18 protein-coding genes, 1 pseudogene and 1 riboswitch are annotated in these 20484 nt (G+C 71.4%); of the genes and pseudogenes, 8 read left to right on the forward strand and 11 right to left on the reverse strand.

Going from position 1 to position 20484, the window contains the following annotated elements; all coding sequences use genetic code 11:
- Positions 1-15 precede the first annotated feature (15 nt).
- On the reverse strand, positions 16-393 hold the full coding sequence (locus ACIF83_RS19180; protein ID WP_393479276.1) for a winged helix-turn-helix transcriptional regulator: 378 nt from the start codon (positions 391-393) through the stop codon (positions 16-18).
- Positions 394-561: 168 nt separating this feature from the next.
- Here ACIF83_RS19180 and ACIF83_RS19185 point away from each other — a divergent pair, with 168 nt between their 5' ends.
- Positions 562-1575 carry an MBL fold metallo-hydrolase gene (locus tag ACIF83_RS19185; protein ID WP_399728243.1) on the forward strand — a complete coding sequence of 338 codons (1014 nt, stop codon included), beginning with the start codon at positions 562-564 and terminating at the stop codon, positions 1573-1575.
- A 73-nt stretch (positions 1576-1648) separates the two neighbouring features.
- Here the strand turns inward: ACIF83_RS19185 and ACIF83_RS19190 are convergent, their stop codons facing one another.
- Both ACIF83_RS19190 and ACIF83_RS19195 read right to left on the reverse strand, forming a co-directional pair.
- On the reverse strand, positions 1649-3118 hold the full coding sequence (locus ACIF83_RS19190; protein WP_399728246.1) for an aldehyde dehydrogenase family protein: 1470 nt from the start codon (positions 3116-3118) through the stop codon (positions 1649-1651).
- Between the two features lie 31 nt (positions 3119-3149).
- Entirely contained in the window at positions 3150-3890 is a 741-nt protein-coding gene (locus ACIF83_RS19195; protein ID WP_393479268.1) for an aquaporin, read from the reverse strand.
- 189 nt (positions 3891-4079) lie between these two features.
- Between ACIF83_RS19195 and ACIF83_RS19200 the strand changes: the two genes are divergently transcribed.
- Positions 4080-5762 carry an IclR family transcriptional regulator C-terminal domain-containing protein gene (locus ACIF83_RS19200; RefSeq protein WP_399728250.1) on the forward strand — a complete coding sequence of 561 codons (1683 nt, stop codon included), beginning with the start codon at positions 4080-4082 and terminating at the stop codon, positions 5760-5762.
- A 35-nt stretch (positions 5763-5797) separates the two neighbouring features.
- On the opposite strand, the gene ACIF83_RS19205 is transcribed toward ACIF83_RS19200, so the two are convergent.
- Entirely contained in the window at positions 5798-7030 is a 1233-nt protein-coding gene (locus tag ACIF83_RS19205; protein WP_399728253.1) for an FAD-dependent oxidoreductase, read from the reverse strand.
- Between the two features lie 163 nt (positions 7031-7193).
- Here ACIF83_RS19205 and ACIF83_RS19210 point away from each other — a divergent pair, with 163 nt between their 5' ends.
- Positions 7194-8219 (forward strand): aldo/keto reductase, encoded by a 1026-nt coding sequence (locus tag ACIF83_RS19210; protein WP_393479261.1) that lies wholly within the window; start codon positions 7194-7196, stop codon positions 8217-8219.
- Between the two features lie 226 nt (positions 8220-8445).
- Positions 8446-9645: an enoyl-[acyl-carrier-protein] reductase FabV gene (gene fabV, locus ACIF83_RS19215; protein ID WP_399728256.1), complete on the forward strand. Its 1200-nt coding sequence runs from the start codon at positions 8446-8448 to the stop codon at positions 9643-9645.
- Positions 9646-9906: 261 nt separating this feature from the next.
- Here fabV and ACIF83_RS19220 read toward each other — a convergent pair whose 3' ends face one another.
- Positions 9907-10887 carry a hypothetical protein gene (locus ACIF83_RS19220; protein ID WP_399728259.1) on the reverse strand — a complete coding sequence of 327 codons (981 nt, stop codon included), beginning with the start codon at positions 10885-10887 and terminating at the stop codon, positions 9907-9909.
- Positions 10888-11259: 372 nt separating this feature from the next.
- On the opposite strand from ACIF83_RS19220, the gene ACIF83_RS19225 reads away from it, so the two are divergent.
- Positions 11260-12423: a PP2C family protein-serine/threonine phosphatase gene (locus ACIF83_RS19225; protein ID WP_399728262.1), complete on the forward strand. Its 1164-nt coding sequence runs from the start codon at positions 11260-11262 to the stop codon at positions 12421-12423.
- Between the two features lie 92 nt (positions 12424-12515).
- A riboswitch (guanidine-III (ykkC-III) riboswitch) is annotated at positions 12516-12583 on the forward strand.
- A gap of 12 nt (positions 12584-12595) precedes the next feature.
- Positions 12596-13474, forward strand: a complete 879-nt coding sequence (locus tag ACIF83_RS19230) for an MBL fold metallo-hydrolase (protein ID WP_393479252.1) — start codon at positions 12596-12598, stop codon at positions 13472-13474.
- A 24-nt stretch (positions 13475-13498) separates the two neighbouring features.
- Here the strand turns inward: ACIF83_RS19230 and ACIF83_RS19235 are convergent, their stop codons facing one another.
- The 4 genes from ACIF83_RS19235 to ACIF83_RS19250 are packed head-to-tail and all read right to left on the reverse strand — an operon-like array spanning position 13499 to position 18348.
- Positions 13499-14641, reverse strand: coding sequence for an XdhC family protein (locus tag ACIF83_RS19235; RefSeq protein WP_399728265.1), 1143 nt, complete (start codon positions 14639-14641; stop codon positions 13499-13501).
- Complete coding sequence (locus ACIF83_RS19240) at positions 14634-16766, reverse strand: xanthine dehydrogenase family protein molybdopterin-binding subunit (protein ID WP_399728268.1); 2133 nt, start codon at positions 16764-16766, stop codon at positions 14634-14636. Before ACIF83_RS19240 ends, ACIF83_RS19235 begins: the two co-directional genes overlap by 8 nt.
- Positions 16763-17755 (reverse strand): FAD binding domain-containing protein, encoded by a 993-nt coding sequence (locus ACIF83_RS19245; RefSeq protein ID WP_399728271.1) that lies wholly within the window; start codon positions 17753-17755, stop codon positions 16763-16765. Before ACIF83_RS19245 ends, ACIF83_RS19240 begins: the two co-directional genes overlap by 4 nt.
- Positions 17752-18348 carry a 2Fe-2S iron-sulfur cluster-binding protein gene (locus ACIF83_RS19250; RefSeq protein WP_399728274.1) on the reverse strand — a complete coding sequence of 199 codons (597 nt, stop codon included), beginning with the start codon at positions 18346-18348 and terminating at the stop codon, positions 17752-17754. The genes ACIF83_RS19245 and ACIF83_RS19250 overlap by 4 nt, the downstream gene beginning before the upstream one ends.
- A gap of 243 nt (positions 18349-18591) precedes the next feature.
- Between ACIF83_RS19250 and ACIF83_RS19255 the strand changes: the two genes are divergently transcribed.
- A complete protein-coding gene (locus ACIF83_RS19255; protein WP_399728276.1) occupies positions 18592-19170 on the forward strand; it encodes a TetR/AcrR family transcriptional regulator in 579 nt (192 codons plus the stop codon).
- 37 nt (positions 19171-19207) lie between these two features.
- Here the strand turns inward: ACIF83_RS19255 and ACIF83_RS19260 are convergent, their stop codons facing one another.
- Together ACIF83_RS19260 and ACIF83_RS19265 are read right to left on the reverse strand one after the other, a co-directional pair.
- The gene (locus ACIF83_RS19260; RefSeq protein ID WP_393479610.1) at positions 19208-19387 is read right to left on the reverse strand and encodes a hypothetical protein; all 180 of its coding nucleotides are present in this window, start codon (positions 19385-19387) and stop codon (positions 19208-19210) included.
- 239 nt (positions 19388-19626) lie between these two features.
- Positions 19627-19827, reverse strand: a pseudogene (locus ACIF83_RS19265) (ankyrin repeat domain-containing protein); the annotation flags it as partial.
- Positions 19828-20107: 280 nt separating this feature from the next.
- Here ACIF83_RS19265 and ACIF83_RS19270 point away from each other — a divergent pair.
- Positions 20108-20461 (forward strand): hypothetical protein, encoded by a 354-nt coding sequence (locus ACIF83_RS19270; RefSeq protein WP_399728279.1) that lies wholly within the window; start codon positions 20108-20110, stop codon positions 20459-20461.
- The last annotated feature ends 23 nt before the right edge of the window (positions 20462-20484 follow it).

Consider the following 20484-nt stretch of genomic DNA (forward strand, 5'->3'; position numbering starts at 1 on the left):
CCCCGGCGGCCTCGGTCAACTGCTCCGGCTCCGGTCGTAGGCCGCCCGCGCCTCGCCGATCGCCGGGGCCGTCAGCTCGGCCCACCGCCGTATCTCGCGCACGACCGGGCACATGGTCCCGCCCAGGGCCGTGAGTTCGTACTCCACACGGACCGGGACCTCGGGGTGGACCCGGCGAGCCACGAGCCCGTCGCGCTCGAGATCGCGGAGGGTTCTGGCCAGCACCTGCCCACTCACCCCGAGCCGGTTCTTCAGGTCGTTGAACCGGATGGGGCCACCTTCCAGTACATGGGTGATGAGCACGGTCCACCTGCTGGATATGCGCTCGACCGCTTCTCGCGTCGGAGTACCGGTGCCGTAGATCTCGGCTTCACGCCGAGGGGACGTACTCATTCGACAAACCCTCATTCCGTGACGGTAATTCACTTCTGACCAGGTCACTTGCGCGTGACTTGGTGACATAAATATCAGCCACCCGATGAACTTGATGAATCTTCAAGTACCTCCTAGCGTTGATCTCGGCCGGCCATTTGACCCCTCTCACCGAAAAAGAGGAAAGGCATGATCAACCGTCGTTCCATAATCCGTGGTGGCAGCGCCGCCGCCGTCGTCGGCGCCGGCGCCCTCGCTTTCCGGCCGAGTTCCGGTTACGCGGCGGAGACTCCGGGCTTCCTGCCGCTGCCCGCGGACGCGAAGCCGCTGCCCGAGAACGGAAAGGGCTACCGACTGCAGCGTGCCGGAAAGAACGGATACGTCGTCATCACCGGCTTCGTGCAGTCCGTCTTCGTCGTGACCCGCGATGGTGTCGTGATCGTCGACGCACCGCCCGCTTCCCGCGGAAAGCTCAAGGAGGCCATCGCCTCCGTGACCGACAAGCCGGTGACGCACTTCATCTACAGCCATTCTCATCTGGATCACGTGGGGGCTGTGACCGATTTCCCGGATGCGGTGCGTATCGCCCACGCCGACTGCGCCACGATTCTCGCGCTGCACAACGACCCCGCCCGGCCGTTGCCCCAGAAGGTCCTCCACGGGAAGCACAACACGCTGCACATCGGCGGCGAGGAGATCCAGGTGATCTACCCCGGCTCGAACCATGAGTCCGGGAACATCCTCACCTACTTCCCGCGCCAGCGGCTCGCCGTCATGACCGACGTCGTCATGCCGGGCTGGGCCCCTTATCGCGGCTGGGGCAACGCCGACTACCTGCCCGGAATCCTCCTGGCCCACGACGCCGTCCTCGGACTCGACTTCGACACCTACGTCGGCGGTCACGTCTACCGCACCGGCACACGGGCCGACGTCGAGCAGTCACGGGCCTTCTTCGTCGACTTCTGGAACACCACGAAGAAGAACATGGGGGCGATCTCCTTCACCGAGGCGGCTTCCGAGGTCGAGGCGGCGAACGCCTGGGCGGCCCAGAAGGTCTGGATCGACCGCGTCGCCAAGGCCACGCAGGCCGAACTCGTCGAGCGCTGGGGCTCGCGGATCGCCGCGGTCGACACCTTCACCGCCGACACCGCGGGTTCCGTCGTCGTGTCCATCTCCACCGACGCCACCGTCAACTTCCCGTAGTTCCCCTGATCCGACCGTCGGTCCGTTCACCAAGGCCGGGGCGCGCCACAGTGCCCCGGCCTCTGTCGGCTGCTCAGATCGGGAAGTGCGCGTGTCCGCGTACCTGGGCGGTGACCCAGCGCGTGTCGGTGAACGCCTCGACGCCGGCCTGCCCGCCGAAGCGGCCGTAACCGGAGTCCTTCACGCCTCCGAAGGGGGCCTGGGGCTCGTCGCCGATGGACTGGTCGTTGACGTGGACGATCCCGGTGCGCAGGCGGGCGGCCACGTCGAGCCCTGCGGCCAGATCCTCGGTGATGACGCCGGCGGTCAGCCCGTAGGGAGTGTCGTTGGCCAGGGCCACGGCTTCGTCCGGGCCGTCGACGACGTGCACGACGGTGACGGGGCCGAAGGTCTCGTCGTAGTAGATCTTCATGTCCTTGGTGACCCCGGTGAGCACCACCGGGCGGATCAGGGTGTCCGGTCCTTCGGGCCTGCCGGTGCCCGCCGCGAGGGTCGCGCCCTTGGCGACCGCGTCGTCGACGAGCGCCGTGATGCGCTGTGCGGCCCCGGAGTTCACGACGGGGCCGACGGCGACGCCGGGGTCGGCCGGGTCGCCGCAGTTCAGCTCGGCCACCCGGGCGGCGAGCTTTGCCGTGAACGCCTTTGCGAGGGAGCGGTGCACGATGAGGCGGTCGAGACACATGCAGATCTGGCCGGAGTTCATGAAGGAGCCGAAGACGGCCGCGTCGACGGCGTAGTCGAGATCTGCGTCCTCCAGGACCACCAGGGCGTTCTTGCCGCCGAGTTCGAGGACCGCGGGCTTGAGGTGCTGGGCGGCCTGGACCCCGATGGCACGGCCCACCTCGGTGGAGCCGGTGAAGTTGACCATGCGCACGCGTTCGTCGGCGACGAGTGCGGAGACCACGTCGGCGGCGTCCACGCGGTCGTTGGTGATGACGTTGAGCACCCCTGCGGGCAGCCCGGCCTCGTGCAGTATGTCGGCGATGAGCAGGCCGCACGCGATGGGGGCGTCCTCACTGGGCTTCATCACGACCGTGTTGCCGACGGCGAGCGGCAGCGCGACCGCGCGTACACCCAGGATGACCGGGGCGTTCCACGGTGAGACGGCGGCGACGACACCCTTGGGAACGCGTACTTGAGTGGAGATCACCCCGTCGGCGTCGGTGGCGAGGACCTGTCCGGCCGGCCGGCTGACGGCGGCCGCCGCCTCCAGCAGGATGTCGGCACCGAGGCGGGCGTTGAACGCGGCCCACGGTGCGGTGGCGCCGACTTCCTGCGCCATGGTTCGCACGATCTCGTCGGTGCGGCTGACCATCAGCTCGGCCGCCTTGAGGAAGATCTGCCGGCGTGTGGCGGGCTTGGTTGCGGCCCACCGCTCGAAGGCCGCGTCGGCGGCGTCCACCGCGCGGCGTACGTCATGGGCGGTGCCGGCGGCGACCTCCGCGTGGACGTCCCCCGTCCAGGGGTTGATGTCGGAAGTCGTACGGGCGGAGGAGGCGGGCACCTCGGTGCCGTCGATGATCAGGCCGCGGGTGGCGGGCATGCGCTGCTCCAGGATGAAGGGTGCGGGGTGGTCAGGTGGTGGCGGGCTGGGCGGGGGCCGGTCGGCCGGTGCGCAGGGTGCGGTGGGCGCGGCCGGTGAGGAAGCCGGCGACGAGGGGTGAGAGCAGGTAGGTGCCCAGGTGCGTGTATTCGCCGGAGAGCAGCGCCGGACCGAAGGCACGGGCCGGATTGATGTTGGCGCCGGTGACCGTGCCGAGCGAGGCGATGACGAGGCCCACGCCGACGGCGATGACGGCCGGGATGAGGGCGTGCAGCCGAGGGCGGCCCATCACCACCGCCACGGCGGCGAGTACGGCGATCAGCGCCGCGGTCTCGATCAGGAACAGCGCTGTCGTGCCGGTCCCTGGGGCGGGCGCGACCAGGGCGTAGTGGATGCGCAGGACGGGGTCGCCCCACACCAGGCGGGCCAGGGCGGGGCCGCCGACCGAACCGGCCAGCTGCGCCGCGATGTAGGGCAGGACCGCGCGGCCGGGAAAGAGACCGTCGGCCCACAGGAAGACGGTCACTCCGGGGTTGAAGTGGCCGCCGGAGGCACGTCCGGTCGGGGCGTACATGAGCGCGGCGAGCAGCAGTGCCACCACGGCGCCGGCCGTGCCGAGCATGAGGTGGGCGTCTCTGATCGCGAAGGGCGAGTCGGGCAGCGCGAGCAGGCGCACCAGGCTGACCACGCCGAACAGGAGCACGGTCGTCGACAGGAACTCATAGCCGGCGTGACGGGCGAGATCCGCGCGGCTCGGGACGGAAGAACTCATGGCTGTCCTCAGGGTTGGGGCCGGGCCGGTGATGTCCCGCAGGGCCAGGCAACCTGAATTTTTTCGCTGAGTGAACTTTCGTTCGTTCTGCGTGAAACCAGAGTCTGCGGTGTGTGTGCGGCGCTGTCAACGCTCGGTAGCGTTCTCCCGTCAGGGATCAGGACGAGGAGCACAGGAGCTGGGCCGGCGATGGCGGGACGCGCGAGGGCGACGACCGGTGGTGCCACGGAGGCGGGGTCCGGCACGGAGTCGGAGGGCCCGCTGGCGCGGGGCCTGGCCGTACTGAAGGCCGTGGCGGAGGCCGACGGGGCGGTGCGCCCGGCCGACCTCGCCAGGTCGACGGGCCTGGCACGCTCCGCCGTGGACCGGTTGGCCGCGACACTGACCCACCTGGGCCATCTGCGCCTGACGGACCGCGACCTCCTGGCCGCCCCCCGGCTGATGGAGTTCGGCAACGCCTATCTGCGCGCGGCAGGCCTGCCCGACCGGGTCCAGCCGCATCTGGACGACCTGGCCCGCACTCTGGACGAATCCGTGTCGCTGATCACGGCGGACGGTTGCGACATGCGCATCGTCGCTCGCGCGATCCCCCGGGACCGGGTGATTCCGCTGGGGTTCCGGGTCGGTGACCTGCTGCCCGCGGACCGCTGCGCGGCCGGTGCCGTACTCGCCGGCGACTGGGACCCCGAGCAGCACGCGGCCTGGCGGGCACACCGCGCCACCGACCCGCTCGACACCGGCTACCCGGCGCTGCCGCCACGCTTCACGCGTCTCGAACAGGAGGCCGCGGAGGCGGACTTCGCCGCCTGGATCTCCGACTCGGCCGAGCAGGGCTGGGCCCTGGACGACCAGATCGCCGCCCCGGGCCTGGTCGCCCTGTCCGTTCCCGTGCCCGGCCGGGACGGCGGACCCCGGTACGCACTGAGCGTCCTCGCCCACACGAGCCGCTTCGGCGCGGAGGCGCTCCGCACCCACGCCCTGGGCCATCTCACCCGGGCGGCACGGGAGATGGGTGACGCGCTCAGTGCCGACCGCCCGGCAGCCGACGGCCTGACCCCGTCCCCTTACGCCGACGCCAAAACGGAGCTGGGGCCCTTGTTCCTGCAGGCCCTGGCTCGCGGACTCGCGGTGCTCACCGCGCTCGGAGGGGCTCGTGGCGGTCTCACCCTCAACGAATCCGCGGAGGCCGCGGGCCTGTCCTACCAGAGCACGCGCCGCAACCTGCTCACCCTGCAGCACCTGGGCTACGCCGAGCAGCGCGGACGGCACTACCTTCCCGCCCCACGCACCCTCGGCCTCGGCTACGCCCGGCTGTCAGGTCTCGGTCTGGCCGACATCGCGCAGCCGCATCTGGCCGAACTCGCCACCCGCGTCCATGAGTCCGCCTCCGTCGCCGTACTCGACGCGGCGGAGGTGCGTTACCTGGCCCGCTCCGCCACCCAGCAGGTCACGAACGTCAGCATCCACCCGGGAGCCCGACTGCCCGCCTACGCCACGTCCATGGGGCGCGTGCTGCTGGCCGACCTGACCCGGCCGGACCAGGAGCGGCTGCTCGCCGCACTGCCTCCCCGACCGCTGACCCCCTTCACCCGTACCTCGCCCATGGATCTCGCCCGAGTCCTCGTCCAGGCACGGCAGGACGGATACGCCATGGTCGAGCAGGAGCTGGAGCTGGGACTTCGTTCCATGGCAGTGCCCCTGCGCGACGCGCGCGGCAGGGCCGTGGCCGCGCTCAATGTCGCCCTGCACGCGGGACCGGAGACACCCGAGCAGTCACGCGAGCGTCTGCTGCCGCACCTGATCTCCACCGCCCGGGCGGTGGAGGCCGACGTGGCCGCGGTGTTCGCGTTCGGGCCGGTACGCAGCGACTGACACGGGCCCGAAGCCCCTCGCGTTCCTGGCGGCGACTAGCGGAGGGCCACCGTGGGTGGACGTTCCCGAAGTGCGCCGTATCCGATGAAGTACGCGGGCAGGCGCCGCATCCATCGCGATCCGGCGACCCGGCGTGCGAGGCGCTGGGCCCGCTCCGGGCTGCCGAGAGGCGGACGGCCCTGCAGGACGGGTGCGATGAAGAGGGCGTGGGCCGTGCGCTGGAGCGCCTGGGTGGTGACCGTGGTCGGAAGACGTCGGCGCTGCACACCGCGTACATCGCGCAGGCCCACGGTCCCCTTGCGCAGCGGCTCGGTCAGATAGCGGGCAGCGGCCACGGCGTCCTGGACGGCGAGGTTGATCCCGATGCCGAAGACCGGGGACATCGCGTGCGCGGCGTCGCCGATGCACAACAGCCCCGGACGGTGCCAGCGGCGCAGCCGGTCCAGGCGTACGTCCAGGAGCTTGACCTCGTCCCAGGAGCGCAGGGCGTGCGAGCGGTCGGCGATCCAGGGGACGGCCGCGGTGAACTGGGCCAGGAAGCGGTCCAGGCCCGCGGCACGGCGCTGCGCGTCGGCGCCCTTCGGAATGAGTCCGGCGCACTGCCAGTACTCGCCGCGGTCGATCATCGCGGTCAGGAAGCGGTCCCCGGCACCGCCGACGAGTCCGCGCGGGTCCCCTTCCCGCCGTGGCAGGCGGAACCACCAGGCGTCCATGGGGCAGGTGAAGGTGCGCAGTCCCAGTTCCGGCCGGGAGCGCGCCAGTGATCCGCGGCCGTCACAGGCGACGGTCAGGACGGCCCGCAACTCGCCGGTACGGCCGTCGGCGGTGCGGTAACGCACCCCTGTGACCCGTCCGGACTCGATCAGGAAGGAGGTCGCCTCGGTGTTCATCCTCAGCCGGAAGGACGGCTCGCGCCGGGCCTCGTCCGCGAGCAGGTCCAACAGGTCCCACTGGGGCACCATCGCCACGTAGTTGTACGGCCCGCGCAGCACCGTGAGGTCAGCGACGGTGACCGTCGAGCGGCCGGCCCCGACAGGCAGCTGGACGGTGTTCACCCGGCGCTGCGGCAGCTGGGCGAAGCGTTCGGCCAGCCCCAGGTCGTCCAGAAGGGCGAGGGTGGAGGGGTGGACGGTGTCGCCGCGGAAGTCGCGCAGGAAGTCGCCGTGCTTCTCCAGGACCGTCACCGCGACACCGGCCCGGGCCAGCAGCAGGGCGAGCACCATGCCCGCGGGACCGCCTCCCACTACACAGCACGTGGTCTGTTCCATTGCAGTCCTGCCCTTCACGATCACGAGAGCAGTAATTCATCAGTTGATGAATACTATACTCCTCGCCGCGCCGGCCGACCCGCGCAGCAGCGCACGGAAGGCGCCGGCCAGTACCCGGAAAGCACTTGCTTCGAGCACACTCGAACGATCTAGCGTGACGGGCATGAGCAACGGCATCGAACAGATCCGCAAGGTCCGGCTGTGCAACGGCGGCCCCCTCGTGGGGGTGCAGGGCTTCGGCGCCATGGGCATCAGCGACGCGTACGGCGAGACGGATGTCGCGGCGGCCCGCGACACCCTGGAGGCCACTCTCGAGGCGGGTGTCACCCTCATCGACACCGCCGACATGTACGGCTCCGGCGCCAACGAGGAGTTCCTCGCACCGTTCGTGGCCGCGCACCGCGACGAGATCACTCTGGCGACCAAGTTCGGCATCGAGCGCCGCGCCGACGACCCGCGCTACCGCGGTATCCGTAACGAACCGGCCTACGTGAGAAGCGCTGTCGAGGCGAGTCTGCGCCGCCTGAACGTCGAGGTCATCGACCTGTACTACATGCATCGGCGCGACCCCGCCGTCCCGCTCGCCGAATCCGTCGGCGCCATGGCCGAACTGGTGCGGGAGGGCAAGGTCAAGCACCTCGGCCTGAGCGAGGTCACCGGCGCCGAGCTGCGCGAGGCGCACGCCGTGCACCCGATCACCGCGCTCCAGTCCGAGTGGTCGGTCTTCAGCCGGGACGTCGAGCGCAGCGCGGTGGGCGCGGCCGCGGAGCTGGGGGTCGCGTTCGTGCCGTACTCGCCGCTGGGCCGCGGCTTCCTGACCGGTGCCTTCGTCGACGCGGGCACGGAGCTCTCCAGCAGCGACTTCCGGCAGTATCAGCCGCGCTTCACCGGCGACAACGCCAAGGCGAACGCCGCCCTCCTGGAGCCCCTGCGCAAGATCGCCGCCGATCACGGCGCCACCACGGCGCAGATCGCCCTTGCCTGGGTGCACCAGCGGGCCCAGGTGCACGGCCTGACCGTCGTGCCGATCCCCGGGACCCGCAAGCGCAGCCGCCTCCTGGAGAACGCCGCGGCCACCCGGATCACCCTGACCGCCGGCGAACTGACGCTGCTGGAGCCGATCGCCGGCCGGGTGGCGGGCGACCGCTACCCGGACATGTCGTTCACCTCCGTGGGGCGGGAGGCCTAGGACGGAGGTGCCATGTGTACGAGGACGACATCGACAAGATTCCCGAACGGACCCTGGCCCATGTCGCCACATCTCCGTACGGGTTGACCGGACAGGATGGAGGCCTGGCCGGCCCGGAGCGGGCTCGTGGCTTCGCCGCCCCCGCCGAAGCCGTCGGACCGCCGCCCCCCTGCCGGTGGCGCACGCTCTTCACCGGGGCGATGACTCCTCAGCACGAAGGAAATCGATGACTCTCCGCGAGATCAAGCCCGGCAACCGTGGCTTCCTCTACGTCAATTCCCACCCCGAGGGCTGCGCAGCCGTCGTCGACGAGTTGTGGCAGCACACCCCCGCGCCCACCAGCCCGGCCATCGAGGCGGGACCGGTCGCCCTGATCATCGGCTCCAGCGCCGGCTACGGACTCGCCGCCACCGTCGCCGCGTTGCGCACCTACGGTATGCGCGGAATCGGCATCGCCTTCGAGGCTCCCGAGACCGAGCGCCGTACCGCCTCCGGCGGCTGGTACCGGACGGCCCGCACCGCAGCACTCGCCGGACCGGACAGCGATTTCACCTTCCTCAACGCGGACGCCTTCTCCGTCGAGGCCAAGGAAGAGGCACTGGACCACCTCGCTGCCCGGTACGGCAAGGTCGACTACCTCGTCTACAGCGTCGCCGCGCCCCGCCGCACCGACCCGGTCACCGGCGAGGTCCACCACTCGGTGATCAAGCCCCTGGGATCCGCCTACCGGGCCAAGACCTTGCAGTTCGACGGCGACACCCCACTCGTCGGTTCCCTGGAACTCGAACCCGCCGTCGACGCGGAGCGCGACGCGACCGTGCAGGTCATGGGCGGCTCCGACTGGAAGCTGTGGATCGACGCCCTGGCGGACCGTGGCCTCATCCACAACGGCTTCCACACGGTGGCGCTCTCCTACGTGGGCTCCGACCTGACCGCACCGATCTACCGGGCCGGCACCATCGGCGCGGCCAAGCAGCACCTGGAGGACACCGCGCGCCGCCTTCAGCAGGACTTGGCGCCGCTCGGCGGACAGGCCCACACCGTGGTCGCCGGCGCGGCTGTCACCCAGGCCTCGACCGCCATCCCGTCCATCGCCCTCTACACCAGCCTTCTCCGTGCCGTCCTCGGCGACGGCTTCCAGAGCACCGCTCAGCAGGCCGCCGCCCTTTGGCAACAGCTCACCGGCGCGGTGCCGCTCCAGCTCGACCAGGAGCAGCGGATCCGCCTCGACGGCTGGGAGCTGGACGACAAGGTTCAGGACGCCGTCCACGAACGCTGGGCCGCCGCGGCCACCGACACCCTGGCCGAACTCGCGGACACCGCCTGGTTCCAGGCGCAGGTCGGCCGGCTCTACGGCTGGCACGTCCCCGAAATCGACTACGACGCCCCGGCCCAGAGCACGGTTCCCTGGCCGGCCACTGCCTGAGCCGGCGCGGGTCACCTGGGAGCCCCCGTGAGGACGGCCGCGAGATCAGGTGCGGCCTGGCGGGCGAGGGCAGGTACGGAAGTCGCGGGCAGGGTGAACTTTCGTGCTCAGGCGGCCTCTTGAGCGGCCCGTGGCATGAAGGAGAAGCGTCCTGGGCCTTGCCGTCGAAGTCGTCCCGGTCGGTGCGGCGTTCCCGCTGTCGTCGCCGCAATCCGCCTGCGCCGGAGGGCACTTGGCCCCGGCGCGGGCGGAAGCCCGTGGTCACGCGGAGGCCGTGGCGGCGGCGTGTGCGGTGGGAAGCCTGCGGGAGCGGACGAGCACCGGCAGCATGGCCACGCCTGCGGCCACGGCGGCGGCGTGCAGAAGGGCCGCGAACGCGAGGTTCTCGGGAAGCGACACATCAGTGGGGTGCGCGATCGCGACGTACAACGTGATCGGCAGCCTCCAGCCGCTCCACGCGAACAGCGAACCGGTCCCCAGCCAGCCGAGCGTCAAAGGGACCCAGCGGGGCAGACGGGCAGGCCGGCGGCGGCTGAGGATCCATGTGGCAGCGGAGGCGACGAGCGCCCACGTTCCCCACACCCCCGTCAGCAGCCGTCCGGCGGCTTCCCGGTCCGCGGGATGGGCGACACCGGCCGTGCCGCCGAGCGCCCAATAGACCCAGACGAGGCCGATCACCGCCGCGATGCCGGCCGCCCACAGAACCGGCCACGAACTGCGCTCGCCGTCGTCTCCGACTCTTCCCTCGAACACCTCCGGCCAACGCCGTCGAAGGTAGGCGGGCAAGGCGAGTGCGAGACCCAGGCCCATCCCCACGAAGCTGAGCTGGATCAGCGCGGCTTCCCAACCCGGCATGGAAGGGCCGGAGTCCTCATGGCGGTGTGGCGCGCCGCCCGACAGACCCAGCAGCGAGTCCAGTACGGCATACGGCAGCAAGGGAACGAGGAACCCCGTGCCCACCCAGGCGACGAACGCCACCAGCGGTCCCGGTATCCGCATCCCCCAGGGCCGTACGAGGCCGAGGGCCACGGCGATCCCGATGGCCGCCATGCCGATGGTCGCCGTGTTGAGCACCACCCATCCGGTCAGGTCGAACCCGTCACCGATGGGCAGCAGCCCCGCCACCGCCCCGACCACCCATGAGATCTTGATCAACGCGTAGGGCGTCATCACCAGAGCCGCCCCGTACGCCGCCAGCCGCCCCGCCCGGTCCAAACGGTCCACCTGGTCCACCTGGTCCATCGAAGGTCCCCCCTTTTCCTCTCCCCTTGGGAGATCCACCCTCGTCGGCAGGCTCACGCGCCGCGTCACGCGCAGGTCGTATCCCCCTCCCCCATCCGGCGGACACCGTCCTCCACCCATGCCCCGACCTCCAGAACATGCCGCCAAGTGGAGCAATCGCCGGTGTGCCGGGACCCCGCGCAGGAGGCTGGACCTCTTGCAGGGGTCGTGCGATCAGGAGTCCGGTGTGCGAAGGCCGCGAAAGCCGAACCATCAGGCGAGTCGTCCACCGGCACGACACGCGTCCCCGGCTGGTCCGGCAGTTCCGACGGCGCGCGCGTGCGGGAGTGCCGGGTGAGGCTCGGGCACACCCGTCGGGAGTTGGAGGCCGGCATGGCCGTACGAACACAGCTGGCCGCGCCTCCGGCGTGGATGCGCTGGCTTCCGGCGCTGTTCGTCGCGGCCCTTCTGCTGGTCGAACCCGTCACGCCGGTGGACTGGCCGGTGAGCTTCGCACTGATCACCGTGCCGCTGCTGGCCGCCTTCGCCCAGGGGCCGCTCGTGGTCGCCGCCGTCACGGTCTTCGCGGTCCTCTTCGAAGGGGTCCTGGCCGGTACCCCTTGCTGTGCGGGCCGGTCCGTCGGCTATCTGTGGGAGCGCCACTACGTGGCCTCCTACATCTGCACCGTCCTGGTGGGCGCAATCGGCACGGTCCTGGCCGCCCATCGGACCCGCCGTGAACGCACGCTCGCCGACGTGCGCTTCGTGGCCGAGATCGCGCAGCGTGTCCTGCTGCGGCCGGTGCCGCACCGGATCGGCAACCTTCGCCTGGAAAGCCTCTACCTGTCCGCCGCCGCTGAGGCGCGCATCGGCGGCGACCTCTACGAGGCCGTCCCCACCCCGTACGGGGTCCGGCTGCTCATCGGCGACGTCCGCGGCAAGGGGCTGCTCGCGGTCGAGACCGCCGCCACCATGCTGGGCGCGTTCCGCGAGGCGGCTCACGACGAGCCCGATCTGCCCGCCCTGGCCGACCACGTGGAGATCAGCATGGGCCGCAGAGCGATGCTGCTCAGCGGAAGCGAGGTGGGCGAGCGGTTCGTCACCGCCGTCTTCGCCGAGATCCCCACGGACGGTCATCTCGTCCGCATCGTCAACTGCGGTCATCCGCCCCCGCTCCTCATCCGCTCCGACGAGGTGCGCGAACTGGACCGGGGGCGGTCGGCTCCGCCGTTGAACCTCGGCGTGCTGATCGCCGAGCCGTACAACGTCGACGTCTACGATTTCCGGCCCGGCGACCAGCTCCTGCTGTACACGGACGGCATCACGGAGACCCGCGACTCCCACGGCACCTTCTACCCCTTGCTCGAGCGTCTGCGCTCCTGGGGACCCCTTCCGCCGCGGGAGCTGCTGGAACAGCTCCACCGCGACCTGATGGCCTACAGCCACAACCGCCTCCAGGACGACACCGCGGCGCTCACCGCCTGCCTGCTCGCCGACCAGCCGGCCGCGCCGCCTCCTCCGTCGGGCGGGCCGGGCAAAAGCGGCGGGCCGCGGTGATGCCACCGACCACGGACGGCCTCTACGGCATGCGCAGAAGGACGTGCGGGCCAGGGCCACGGGGCCCCGTCGGACACCGTGGTAGCGTCCCGTCGGAGGCTCTGACGTGCCTGCCCCGGACGAGATGTGCGCCGTACCCGGCCCGCCAAGACGACGCACGCACGGAGGCATCGTGGACACCGGCACGCCCCTGATCGACTTCACCAGCGCCCCTCCCCAGGCCCGTTCGCTGGACGTGCGGTGGATCCACGGCTCGCCGTCGGCCAAGCACAACACCGACCCGGACATCCAGGTCCACGCCTATGACGAGCACACGTTCATCCTGCGGCAGAACATGGCGGTGCACTACGAGGCGCCGTTCCTGTTCCTGCTCTGCGGCAACGAACGGGCGGTGCTGATCGACACCGGCGCCACCGAGTCGGCCGAGTTCTTCCCCCTGCGCCGGGTGGTCGACGGGCTCCTCGCGGACTGGCTCGACCGGCACCCCCGGGACGGCTACCAGCTGCTGGTGCTGCACACCCACGGGCACGGTGACCACGTCGCCGGCGACGACCAGTTCACCGATCGCCCCGACACCACGGTGGTGGGCGCCGACCGCGCCGGCGCCTGGCGGTATTTCGGGTTCGACGCGGACCCGGACGCCGTGGCCCACGTCGACCTGGGCGGCCGGGTGCTGGAGTGCCTGGCCACCCCGGGCCACCACGAGGCGGCCGTCACGTTCTACGACCCAGCCACCGGCCTGCTGCTCACCGGCGACAGCGTGTACCCCGGACGGCTCTACATCGAGGACGTCCCCGCCTTCGCCCGCAGCATCGACCGTCTGATCGAGTTCGCCGGCCGTCGACCCGTCACCCATGTGCTCGGCTGCCACATCGAGATGACCACCGAGCCGGGCGTGGACTACCCGGTCCGCACCACCTACCAGCCCGACGAGCCACCGCTCCAACTGACCCCGGCTCACCTTGGCAGGATCCGTGACGCGCTCACCGAACTCGACACCGACCTCACCTGGCGGGCCTACCCGGACTTCGTCCTGTGCCCCCGGGCCTGAGCACGGCGCGGACGGCGGAGCCCCTCAGGCGGCCGTAACCTCGTCACGTCCCCTCTGGTCGTGGTGGATCGGCGTCTTCGTGCCGGTCAGCGAAACGCCCGTCCCGCCGTGTCTGACGGCGACGATCTCCGCGACGATCGACAGGGCGGTCTCCTCCGGGGTGCGGGCGCCGAGGTCGAGGCCGATCGGGGAGCGCAGCCGGGCCAGCTCCCGCTCGCTCACGCCCTCTTCCCGCAGACGTCGATTTCGTTCCTCGTGGGTGCGGCGCGAGCCCATCGCACCGACGAACGCCACCGGCATCGAGAGGGCCGCCTTCAACAGGGGTACGTCGAACTTCGCGTCGTGGGTGAGCACGCACAGGACGGTCCGGGCGTCGGTCGCGGTGCGCCGCAGATAGCGATGCGGCCAGTCGACGACGACCTCGTCGGCGTCGGGGAATCGCGACCGCGTGGCGAAGACGGGGCGGGCGTCGCAGACGGTCACGTGGTAGCCGAGGAACTTGCCGGCCCGCGCCAGCGCCGAGGCGAAGTCCACCGCGCCGAAGACGATCATCCGCGGGGGCGGTACGTTCGACTCGATCAGCAGGGTGAGGGCGCCGGGACAGTGCGAGCCGTCCGCGGCGACGTCCACCGTGCCGGTACGCCCGGCCTCCAGCAGGGCCCGGGCCTCGGCCGCCGCCGCCCGGTCCAGCCGAGCAGGGCCGCCGAGGCCGCCCTCGTACGTGCCGTCGGGTCGTACCAGCAGGGCGCGGCCCAGGAGTTCGGCCGGACCGCGGGCGACCCTGGCCAGGGCCGCCGGTTCGCCCCGGACAACGGCCGACAGGGCCGACGCCAGGACCGTCCGGGCGAGCAGCCGCCCGGCCACCGGCGTGATCAGTACCTCGATCGTCCCGCCACAGGTCAGTCCTACGGCGAAGGCGTCCTCGTCGCTGTAGCCGAACCGCTCTGTGACGCTCTCGCCAGTCCCGAGCGCCTGCCGGCACAGGTCGTAGACCGCTCCCTCCACACACCCGCCGGAGACCGAGCCGATGACGGTGCCCTCGCTGTCGACGGCGAGGGCGGCGCCGGGACCGCGCGGTGCGCTGCCGCCCACCGCCAGCACGGTGGCGACGGCGAAGTCCCGGCCCTCCTCGACCCAGCGGAGCAACTCCGCGGCGATGTCAAACACTTCGTACCCCGGCCTGGATGACGCGGTCCGGTCGGATGGGCAGGCTGCGGTGGCGTACACCGGTCGCGTGCCAGACCGCGTTGGCGACGGCGGCCGCGGCACCCACGACGCCGATCTCTCCGATGCCCTTGATCCCGACCGGATCCCCAGGGTCCGAGTCGTCGATCCAGTCGGCCTCGATGTGCGGTACGTCGGCGTGCGTGGCCACGTGATAGCCCGCGAGGTCGGGTCCGACGTGGCCGCCCGAGGCGCGGTCCCGGATCGCCTCCTCGTGCAGGGCCATGGAGATGCCCCAGATCATGCCGCCCATGAACTGACCGCGTGCCGTGAGCGGATTGACGATCCGGCCTGCCGCGAAGATGCCGAGCATGCGCCGCACGCGCACCTCGCCGGTGCTGACGTCCACGGCCACCTCGGCGAACTGCGCCCCGAAGGAGTGGCGTTCGGCGGGGGCGAGGGCGCCGATGGCCGCGGTGGTGTCCGACCGCACCGTGATGCCCTCCGGGGGGATGCCGGCGCCCAGGGCCAGCCTGTCGCGCAGCTCGTCGGCCGCGGCCGTGACCGCCCAAGCCCAGGAGCGGGTGCCCATGGATCCGCCGGCGATCATGGCCGGTCCGAAGTCGCTGTCGCCGATGCGTACACGGACCCGCTCCGGGGGCACGCGCAGCGCGTCCGCGGCGACCAGGGTGAGTGCGGTACGGGCCCCGGTGCCGATGTCGGCCGCGGCGATCCGGACGGTGAAGGTGCCGTCCGGGTGCGCGGTCACGGCCGCCGTGGACGGCATGGCACCCGCGTGGAAGGAGGCTGCCGCCGTGCCGGTGCCGAGCAGCCAGCGACCGTCCCGGCGCAGACCCGGACGCGGGTCCCGGTCCGCCCAGCCGAACCTGCGCGCGCCCTCGCGGAAGCAGGCGGGCAGATTACGGCCCGCGAACGGCAGGCCGGACACCGGCCCCTTGTCGGGTTCGTTGCGCAGGCGCAGCTCGATCGGGTCGATCCCGCACTGCTCGGCGAGTTCGTCGAGCGCCGCCTCCAGCGCGAACGACCCCGGTGCCTCACCCGGGGCGCGCATCCACGTCGGGGTCGGTACGTCGAGCCGTACGACTCGGTTGGCGGTGTGGTGGGCGTCGGCGCCGTACATCACCCGGGCCACCCCGGCGCTCGGCTCGACGAACTCGTGCACGGTGGAGGTGAGGCTGACCGAGCGGTGCTCCAGAGCGCGCAGCCGTCCGTCGGCGCCGGCGCCGAGCCTGACACGCTGGACGGTGGGGCTGCGATAACCGGCGAGCGAGAACATCTGACGGCGGGTCAGGACCACGCGTACCGGGCGTTGCAGCACGGTCGCGGCCATCACGGCGGCCACCTGGTGGACGCGGACGCCCTTGCTGCCGAAGCCGCCGCCGACGTGTTCGGAGCGTACGTGCACCGAGGCCGGGTCGAGCGAGAAGAGGCTCGCGAGTTCGCCGACGACCCAGGTGGTGCCCTGGTTGGAGTCGACCACCTCGAGTCGGCCGCCGTCCCAGCGGACGGTCGCCGCGTGCGGTTCCATCGGGTTGTGGTGTTCCTCGGGGGTGGTGTACTCGGCGTCGAGGACGACGGCCGACGCGGCCAGCTCGGCGTCGAGATCTCCCTTCTCCGTCACCGCGGGCATATGGCCGTCCAGCGGATAGGCGTCCGGGTGTTCGCCCGTGAAGTCGACGTCGTGGGGCTCCTGTTCGTAGTGCACCACCAGCGCCTCGGCGGCCTCCCTGGCCTGCTCGGACGTCTCGGCGACGACCAGCGCCACCGGCCAGCCCAGGTGCGGCACCCGGTCGTGCTGGAAGACGGCGCAGGTCAAGTCGGGCTTCGATCCCATCAGGCCGGCGTAATCGGTCTCGACGCGCGGGGCGTTGCGGTGGTCCAGGACGGCGAGGACGCCCGGGAGTTCGAGGACGGGAGCGGTGTCGATCCCGCGGATGCGGCCGCGGGCGACCGTGGACAGCACCAGCCAGCCGTGCGCGAGGTCGGCGAAGGGGACCTCGCCCGCGTAGCGGGCCGCTCCGGTGACCTTGTCCCTGCCCTCCACGCGGGTGTGTGCGGTGCCGACGGAGGGCGTCGACGTGGGTGTCCCGGTGGTGACGGTGGTCATCGGGCGGCCTCCTCGGCGAGTTCGGTCAGCACGGCCACGAGGAGGTTGTGCATCAGGGTCACCTTGTAGCCGTTGTGCGGCAGCGGCCGCGCGGCCGTCAGCTCGGCCGCTGCCGCCGCGGCGTAACTCTCGGCGTCGGCCGGCGCGCCGGTCAGGACACGTTCGGCCGCGACGGCCCGCCACGGGCGGGACGCGACCGCGCCGAGCGCCAGACGCACGTCCCGGACGATGCCGTCACGAACGTCGAGGGCGGCGGCTACCGACCCGATGGCGAACGCGTACGAGGCGCGCTCGCGCACCTTGCGGTACCGGGAGTTGGCGGCTGTGGGCGCGGGCGGCACGGTGACGCCGGTGATCAGCGCGCCGGTCGGCAGGGCTGTCTCGCGGTGCGGGGTGTCGCCGACGGGCAGGTAGAACTCCAGGAGCGGCAACTCGCCCGGCCCGTCAGCGGTTTCGTACGAGACGACGGCGTCGAAGGCGGTGAGTGCGACGGCCATGTCCGAGGGGTGTACGGCCACGCAGTGGTCGGATGCGCCGAGGATCGCGTGGTTGTGGTGTTCGCCCTCGACGGCGGGGCAACCGCTGCCGGGGGCACGCTTGTTGCAGGGCTGGGTGACATCGGTGAAGTAGCCGCAGCGGGTGCGCTGGAGCAGGTTGCCGCCGACCGTGGCCATGTTGCGCAGCTGCCCGGACGCGCCGGCCAGCACCGCCTGTGCCAGTGCCGGATAGCGGCGCCGGACTTCGGGGTGGGCGGCCAGGTCACCGTTGGTGACGGTGGCGCCGATGCGCAGACCGCCCTCCGGCGTCGACTCGATCCCGTCGAGCGGGAGTGCGCGGATGTCGACCAGGTGGGCGGGGCGTTCGACGCCGGCCTTCATGAGGTCGACCAGGTTGGTGCCGCCGCCGAGGAAGCGCGTGTCCGGATCGGCACCGAGCAGCGCGACGGCGCCGGCCACGTCGGAGGCTCGCTGATAACCGAACTCCCTCATGCCATGGCCTCCTTGACCTCCGTAGCGGAGCCGGTGCGCACCGCCGCGGCTGCTCCGGTGTCCGATCCGGCCGCGGCCGCCCGGGCCACCGCCTCGACGATCGAGACGTACGCGCCGCAGCGGCACAGATTGCCGCTCATCCGCTCGCGTATCTCATCGGCGGTCAGGGGTGGTGGTCCCGCTTCGGGCCGTACGTCGTCGGTGACCGCACTCGGCCAGCCCGCCGCGTGCTCCTGGATCACCCCGATCGCCGAGCAGATCTGTCCGGGCGTGCAGTAGCCGCACTGGAAGCCGTCCAGGTCGAGGAAGGCCTGCTGCACGGGGTGCAACTGCTCCCCGTCGGCGACGCCTTCGACGGTGGTGATCTCGTGGCCCTCGGCGGCCACGGCCAGTTGCAGGCAGGCGACGGTCCGGCGCCCGTCCAGCAGGACGGTGCAGGCACCGCACTGGCCCTGGTCACAGCCCTTCTTGGTGCCGGTCAGATCGAGGCGCTCGCGCAGGGCGTCGAGCAGCGTGGTGCGGTGGTCGACGGGCAGCGTGTACTTCTCGCCGTTGATCTTCAGGGTGATGACACTGGACGTCGGTAACGCCATGAACAACTTCTTTCGCTTTCCAGGACGGTTGCGGAGAGTGCGTCGAGCGGGCCGCTGCCGGAGGCGGGAACCGAAGGTGCGGGATGCTTGGGCCGATGAAGGTGGCAACTGCTGACTGCCGCAGGGCGGCGTCCACGGCTACCGTGGACGCAACCGGACAGCTATCCGCTACCTGAGGAACCTATACGGACAGCTGTCCGGTTAGCAAGGGCGGGGTTCGGCCAGAACCCTTGAGGAGGACGAGTGCCACAGAAGAAGGACGCCCCGCTGCGGTCCGACGCACAGCGCAACCGTGAGCGCATCCTGGAAGTGGCACTCGTCGAGCTGACGCGCAGCGCGAACGCACCGCTCAGCGCGATCGCCAAGAAGGCCGGCGTCGGGCAGGGCACGTTCTACCGCAACTTCCCCAACCGCGAGGCACTCGTCCTCGAGATCTACCGCCACGAGATGCGGCAGGTCGCCGACAGCGCGGCTCAGTTGCTCGACACCCGGGCGCCCGAGCAGGCCCTGCGTGCCTGGATGGACCGGCTCGCCGAGTTCGCCATGACCAAGGCCGGCCTGGCCGACGCGATACGCCAGGCCACCAGCGCACCGGGAAGCCCGGCGAAGCCGGCTCACACGCCGGTGACCTCCGCGGCGGAACTCCTGCTCCGGGCCAACGAGAAGGCGGGCACGATCCGACCCGGAGTCACCCCGGAGGACTTCTTCCTCGCCATCGCGGGCCTGTGGCAGCTCGACCCGCACGAAGACTGGCAGGCACGCGCCGCCTGGCTCCTCGACCTAGTCCTGGACGGCCTGCGGACGGGGGCGCCCGGCCGGTGAGAGACGCACAGCACGCGACGGTCCGGCCGAGGCGGTGTCAGGCGAGGCCCTCGGCCGATATCGCTCCCTGCTCCCGCAGCCAGGCGACCAGGGTGGCGTGGCCGGACCTGTCGGCGGCATCGAGTGCGGTCAGCCCGTCGTAGCCGATCCGGTCGAGTTCACCGCCTTGCTCCAACAGGTTGGCGGCGAGCGGCTGTTGTCCCACCGTTGCAGACACGCCACAGCGCGTTGGTGATCTCCTCGCGGCGCGGCGGCTCGGCCTGGGGCGGGAAACTGGCGGTGACGCGGTCGGCTGCAGCGAGGGCGGCCCTGCCACAGGCTGGTGCGGGCGCCGCGGTCCAGCAGGCGCCGGGCGGCGTTCCACTGGCCGAAGGCGACCGCGCCGGCGATCGGGGTGCCGCCGCCGATGACCCCGCCGTCGGCTTCGATGTCTGCACCGAGATCGAGCAGGGCGTCAAGGACGGGGACGTCGTCGTTGCCGGCCGCCCAGTGCAGGGGGTCCCGCGGTGCGGGCCGGTGAAGCTCGTCCGCCCCCGCCGCGACCAGCGCGGTGACGGTGTGCGAGCCGCCCGGGTAGTGGCCGGGCCGGCCCGTGGCGATGTGCAGGACCCTTCGGCCGGCCTTCGTGTCGCCCGGCCGGACTGGCCAGGCCCCGATGCACGGCGAGCAGGTCCTGCAGTGCGGGTACGTCGCCTGCGTGGATCACCTCGACGGCGGCAAGAGGCGGCGGTCATGTCGGGCAGCATCGGGCCACCTCCCGGTTCACCACCTGGGTAGCACTAGCCACTGACAACCGGGGCACCGACCAGGGCGACGACCAGGGGCGCATCCGAACGGGTGACAGCGGAACGCTTCTCCTCCGACGGTCCGCATGCGAGGCGCTCGCGGGGAGCAGGGCTGCAGATGACCTTGGTTGTCCTCACGAAACGAGAACTCTGTGCGTCTCCGGAACACCGTCGCCGCCGTTTGCGGTGCTATCGCCCTCACCGCCGCCCTGGCCACCCCCGCGCAGGCCGCAACTGGCGACTTCAGCTACCGGTTCATCGGCCTGAACGGCCGGCCGCAGACGGCCACCCTGCACGACCCGACGAGCGATGAGTGCGTCACCCTGCCCGAGGTCGCGGACCCGGCCGCCTCCGAACCCGCCTTCGCCCCGCACAACGACACCGACGAGTTCGCCATCGTCTTCACCGAGCCCGACTGCTCGGGCGACTCCTGGACCCTCCGCCCCCACGGCAACCCGGCCACGGACCGCCTGAAGCTCCGCTCGGTCGTCTTCCTCATCCAGTGACCCCTCGGCCAGGGCCCCGGCCT

It is taken from the genome of Streptomyces sp. NPDC085866, from assembly GCF_044541035.1.
Classification (GTDB): Bacteria; Actinomycetota; Actinomycetes; order Streptomycetales; family Streptomycetaceae; genus Streptomyces.

What these genes read in the sequence shown, in the direction of transcription:
- ACIF83_RS19180 (WP_393479276.1), bottom strand. Translation starts at nt 393, where the DNA reads ATGAGTACGTCCCCTCGGCGTGAAGCCGAGATCTACGGCACCGGTACT.
- ACIF83_RS19185 (WP_399728243.1), top strand. Translation starts at nt 562, where the DNA reads ATGATCAACCGTCGTTCCATAATCCGTGGTGGCAGCGCCGCCGCCGTC.
- ACIF83_RS19190 (WP_399728246.1), bottom strand. Translation starts at nt 3,118, where the DNA reads ATGCCCGCCACCCGCGGCCTGATCATCGACGGCACCGAGGTGCCCGCC.
- ACIF83_RS19195 (WP_393479268.1), bottom strand. Translation starts at nt 3,890, where the DNA reads ATGAGTTCTTCCGTCCCGAGCCGCGCGGATCTCGCCCGTCACGCCGGC.
- ACIF83_RS19200 (WP_399728250.1), top strand. Translation starts at nt 4,080, where the DNA reads ATGGCGGGACGCGCGAGGGCGACGACCGGTGGTGCCACGGAGGCGGGG.
- ACIF83_RS19205 (WP_399728253.1), bottom strand. Translation starts at nt 7,030, where the DNA reads ATGGAACAGACCACGTGCTGTGTAGTGGGAGGCGGTCCCGCGGGCATG.
- ACIF83_RS19210 (WP_393479261.1), top strand. Translation starts at nt 7,194, where the DNA reads ATGAGCAACGGCATCGAACAGATCCGCAAGGTCCGGCTGTGCAACGGC.
- fabV (WP_399728256.1), top strand. Translation starts at nt 8,446, where the DNA reads ATGACTCTCCGCGAGATCAAGCCCGGCAACCGTGGCTTCCTCTACGTC.
- ACIF83_RS19220 (WP_399728259.1), bottom strand. Translation starts at nt 10,887, where the DNA reads ATGGACCAGGTGGACCAGGTGGACCGTTTGGACCGGGCGGGGCGGCTG.
- ACIF83_RS19225 (WP_399728262.1), top strand. Translation starts at nt 11,260, where the DNA reads ATGGCCGTACGAACACAGCTGGCCGCGCCTCCGGCGTGGATGCGCTGG.
- ACIF83_RS19240 (WP_399728268.1), bottom strand. Translation starts at nt 16,766, where the DNA reads ATGACCACCGTCACCACCGGGACACCCACGTCGACGCCCTCCGTCGGC.
- ACIF83_RS19245 (WP_399728271.1), bottom strand. Translation starts at nt 17,755, where the DNA reads ATGAGGGAGTTCGGTTATCAGCGAGCCTCCGACGTGGCCGGCGCCGTC.
- ACIF83_RS19250 (WP_399728274.1), bottom strand. Translation starts at nt 18,348, where the DNA reads ATGGCGTTACCGACGTCCAGTGTCATCACCCTGAAGATCAACGGCGAG.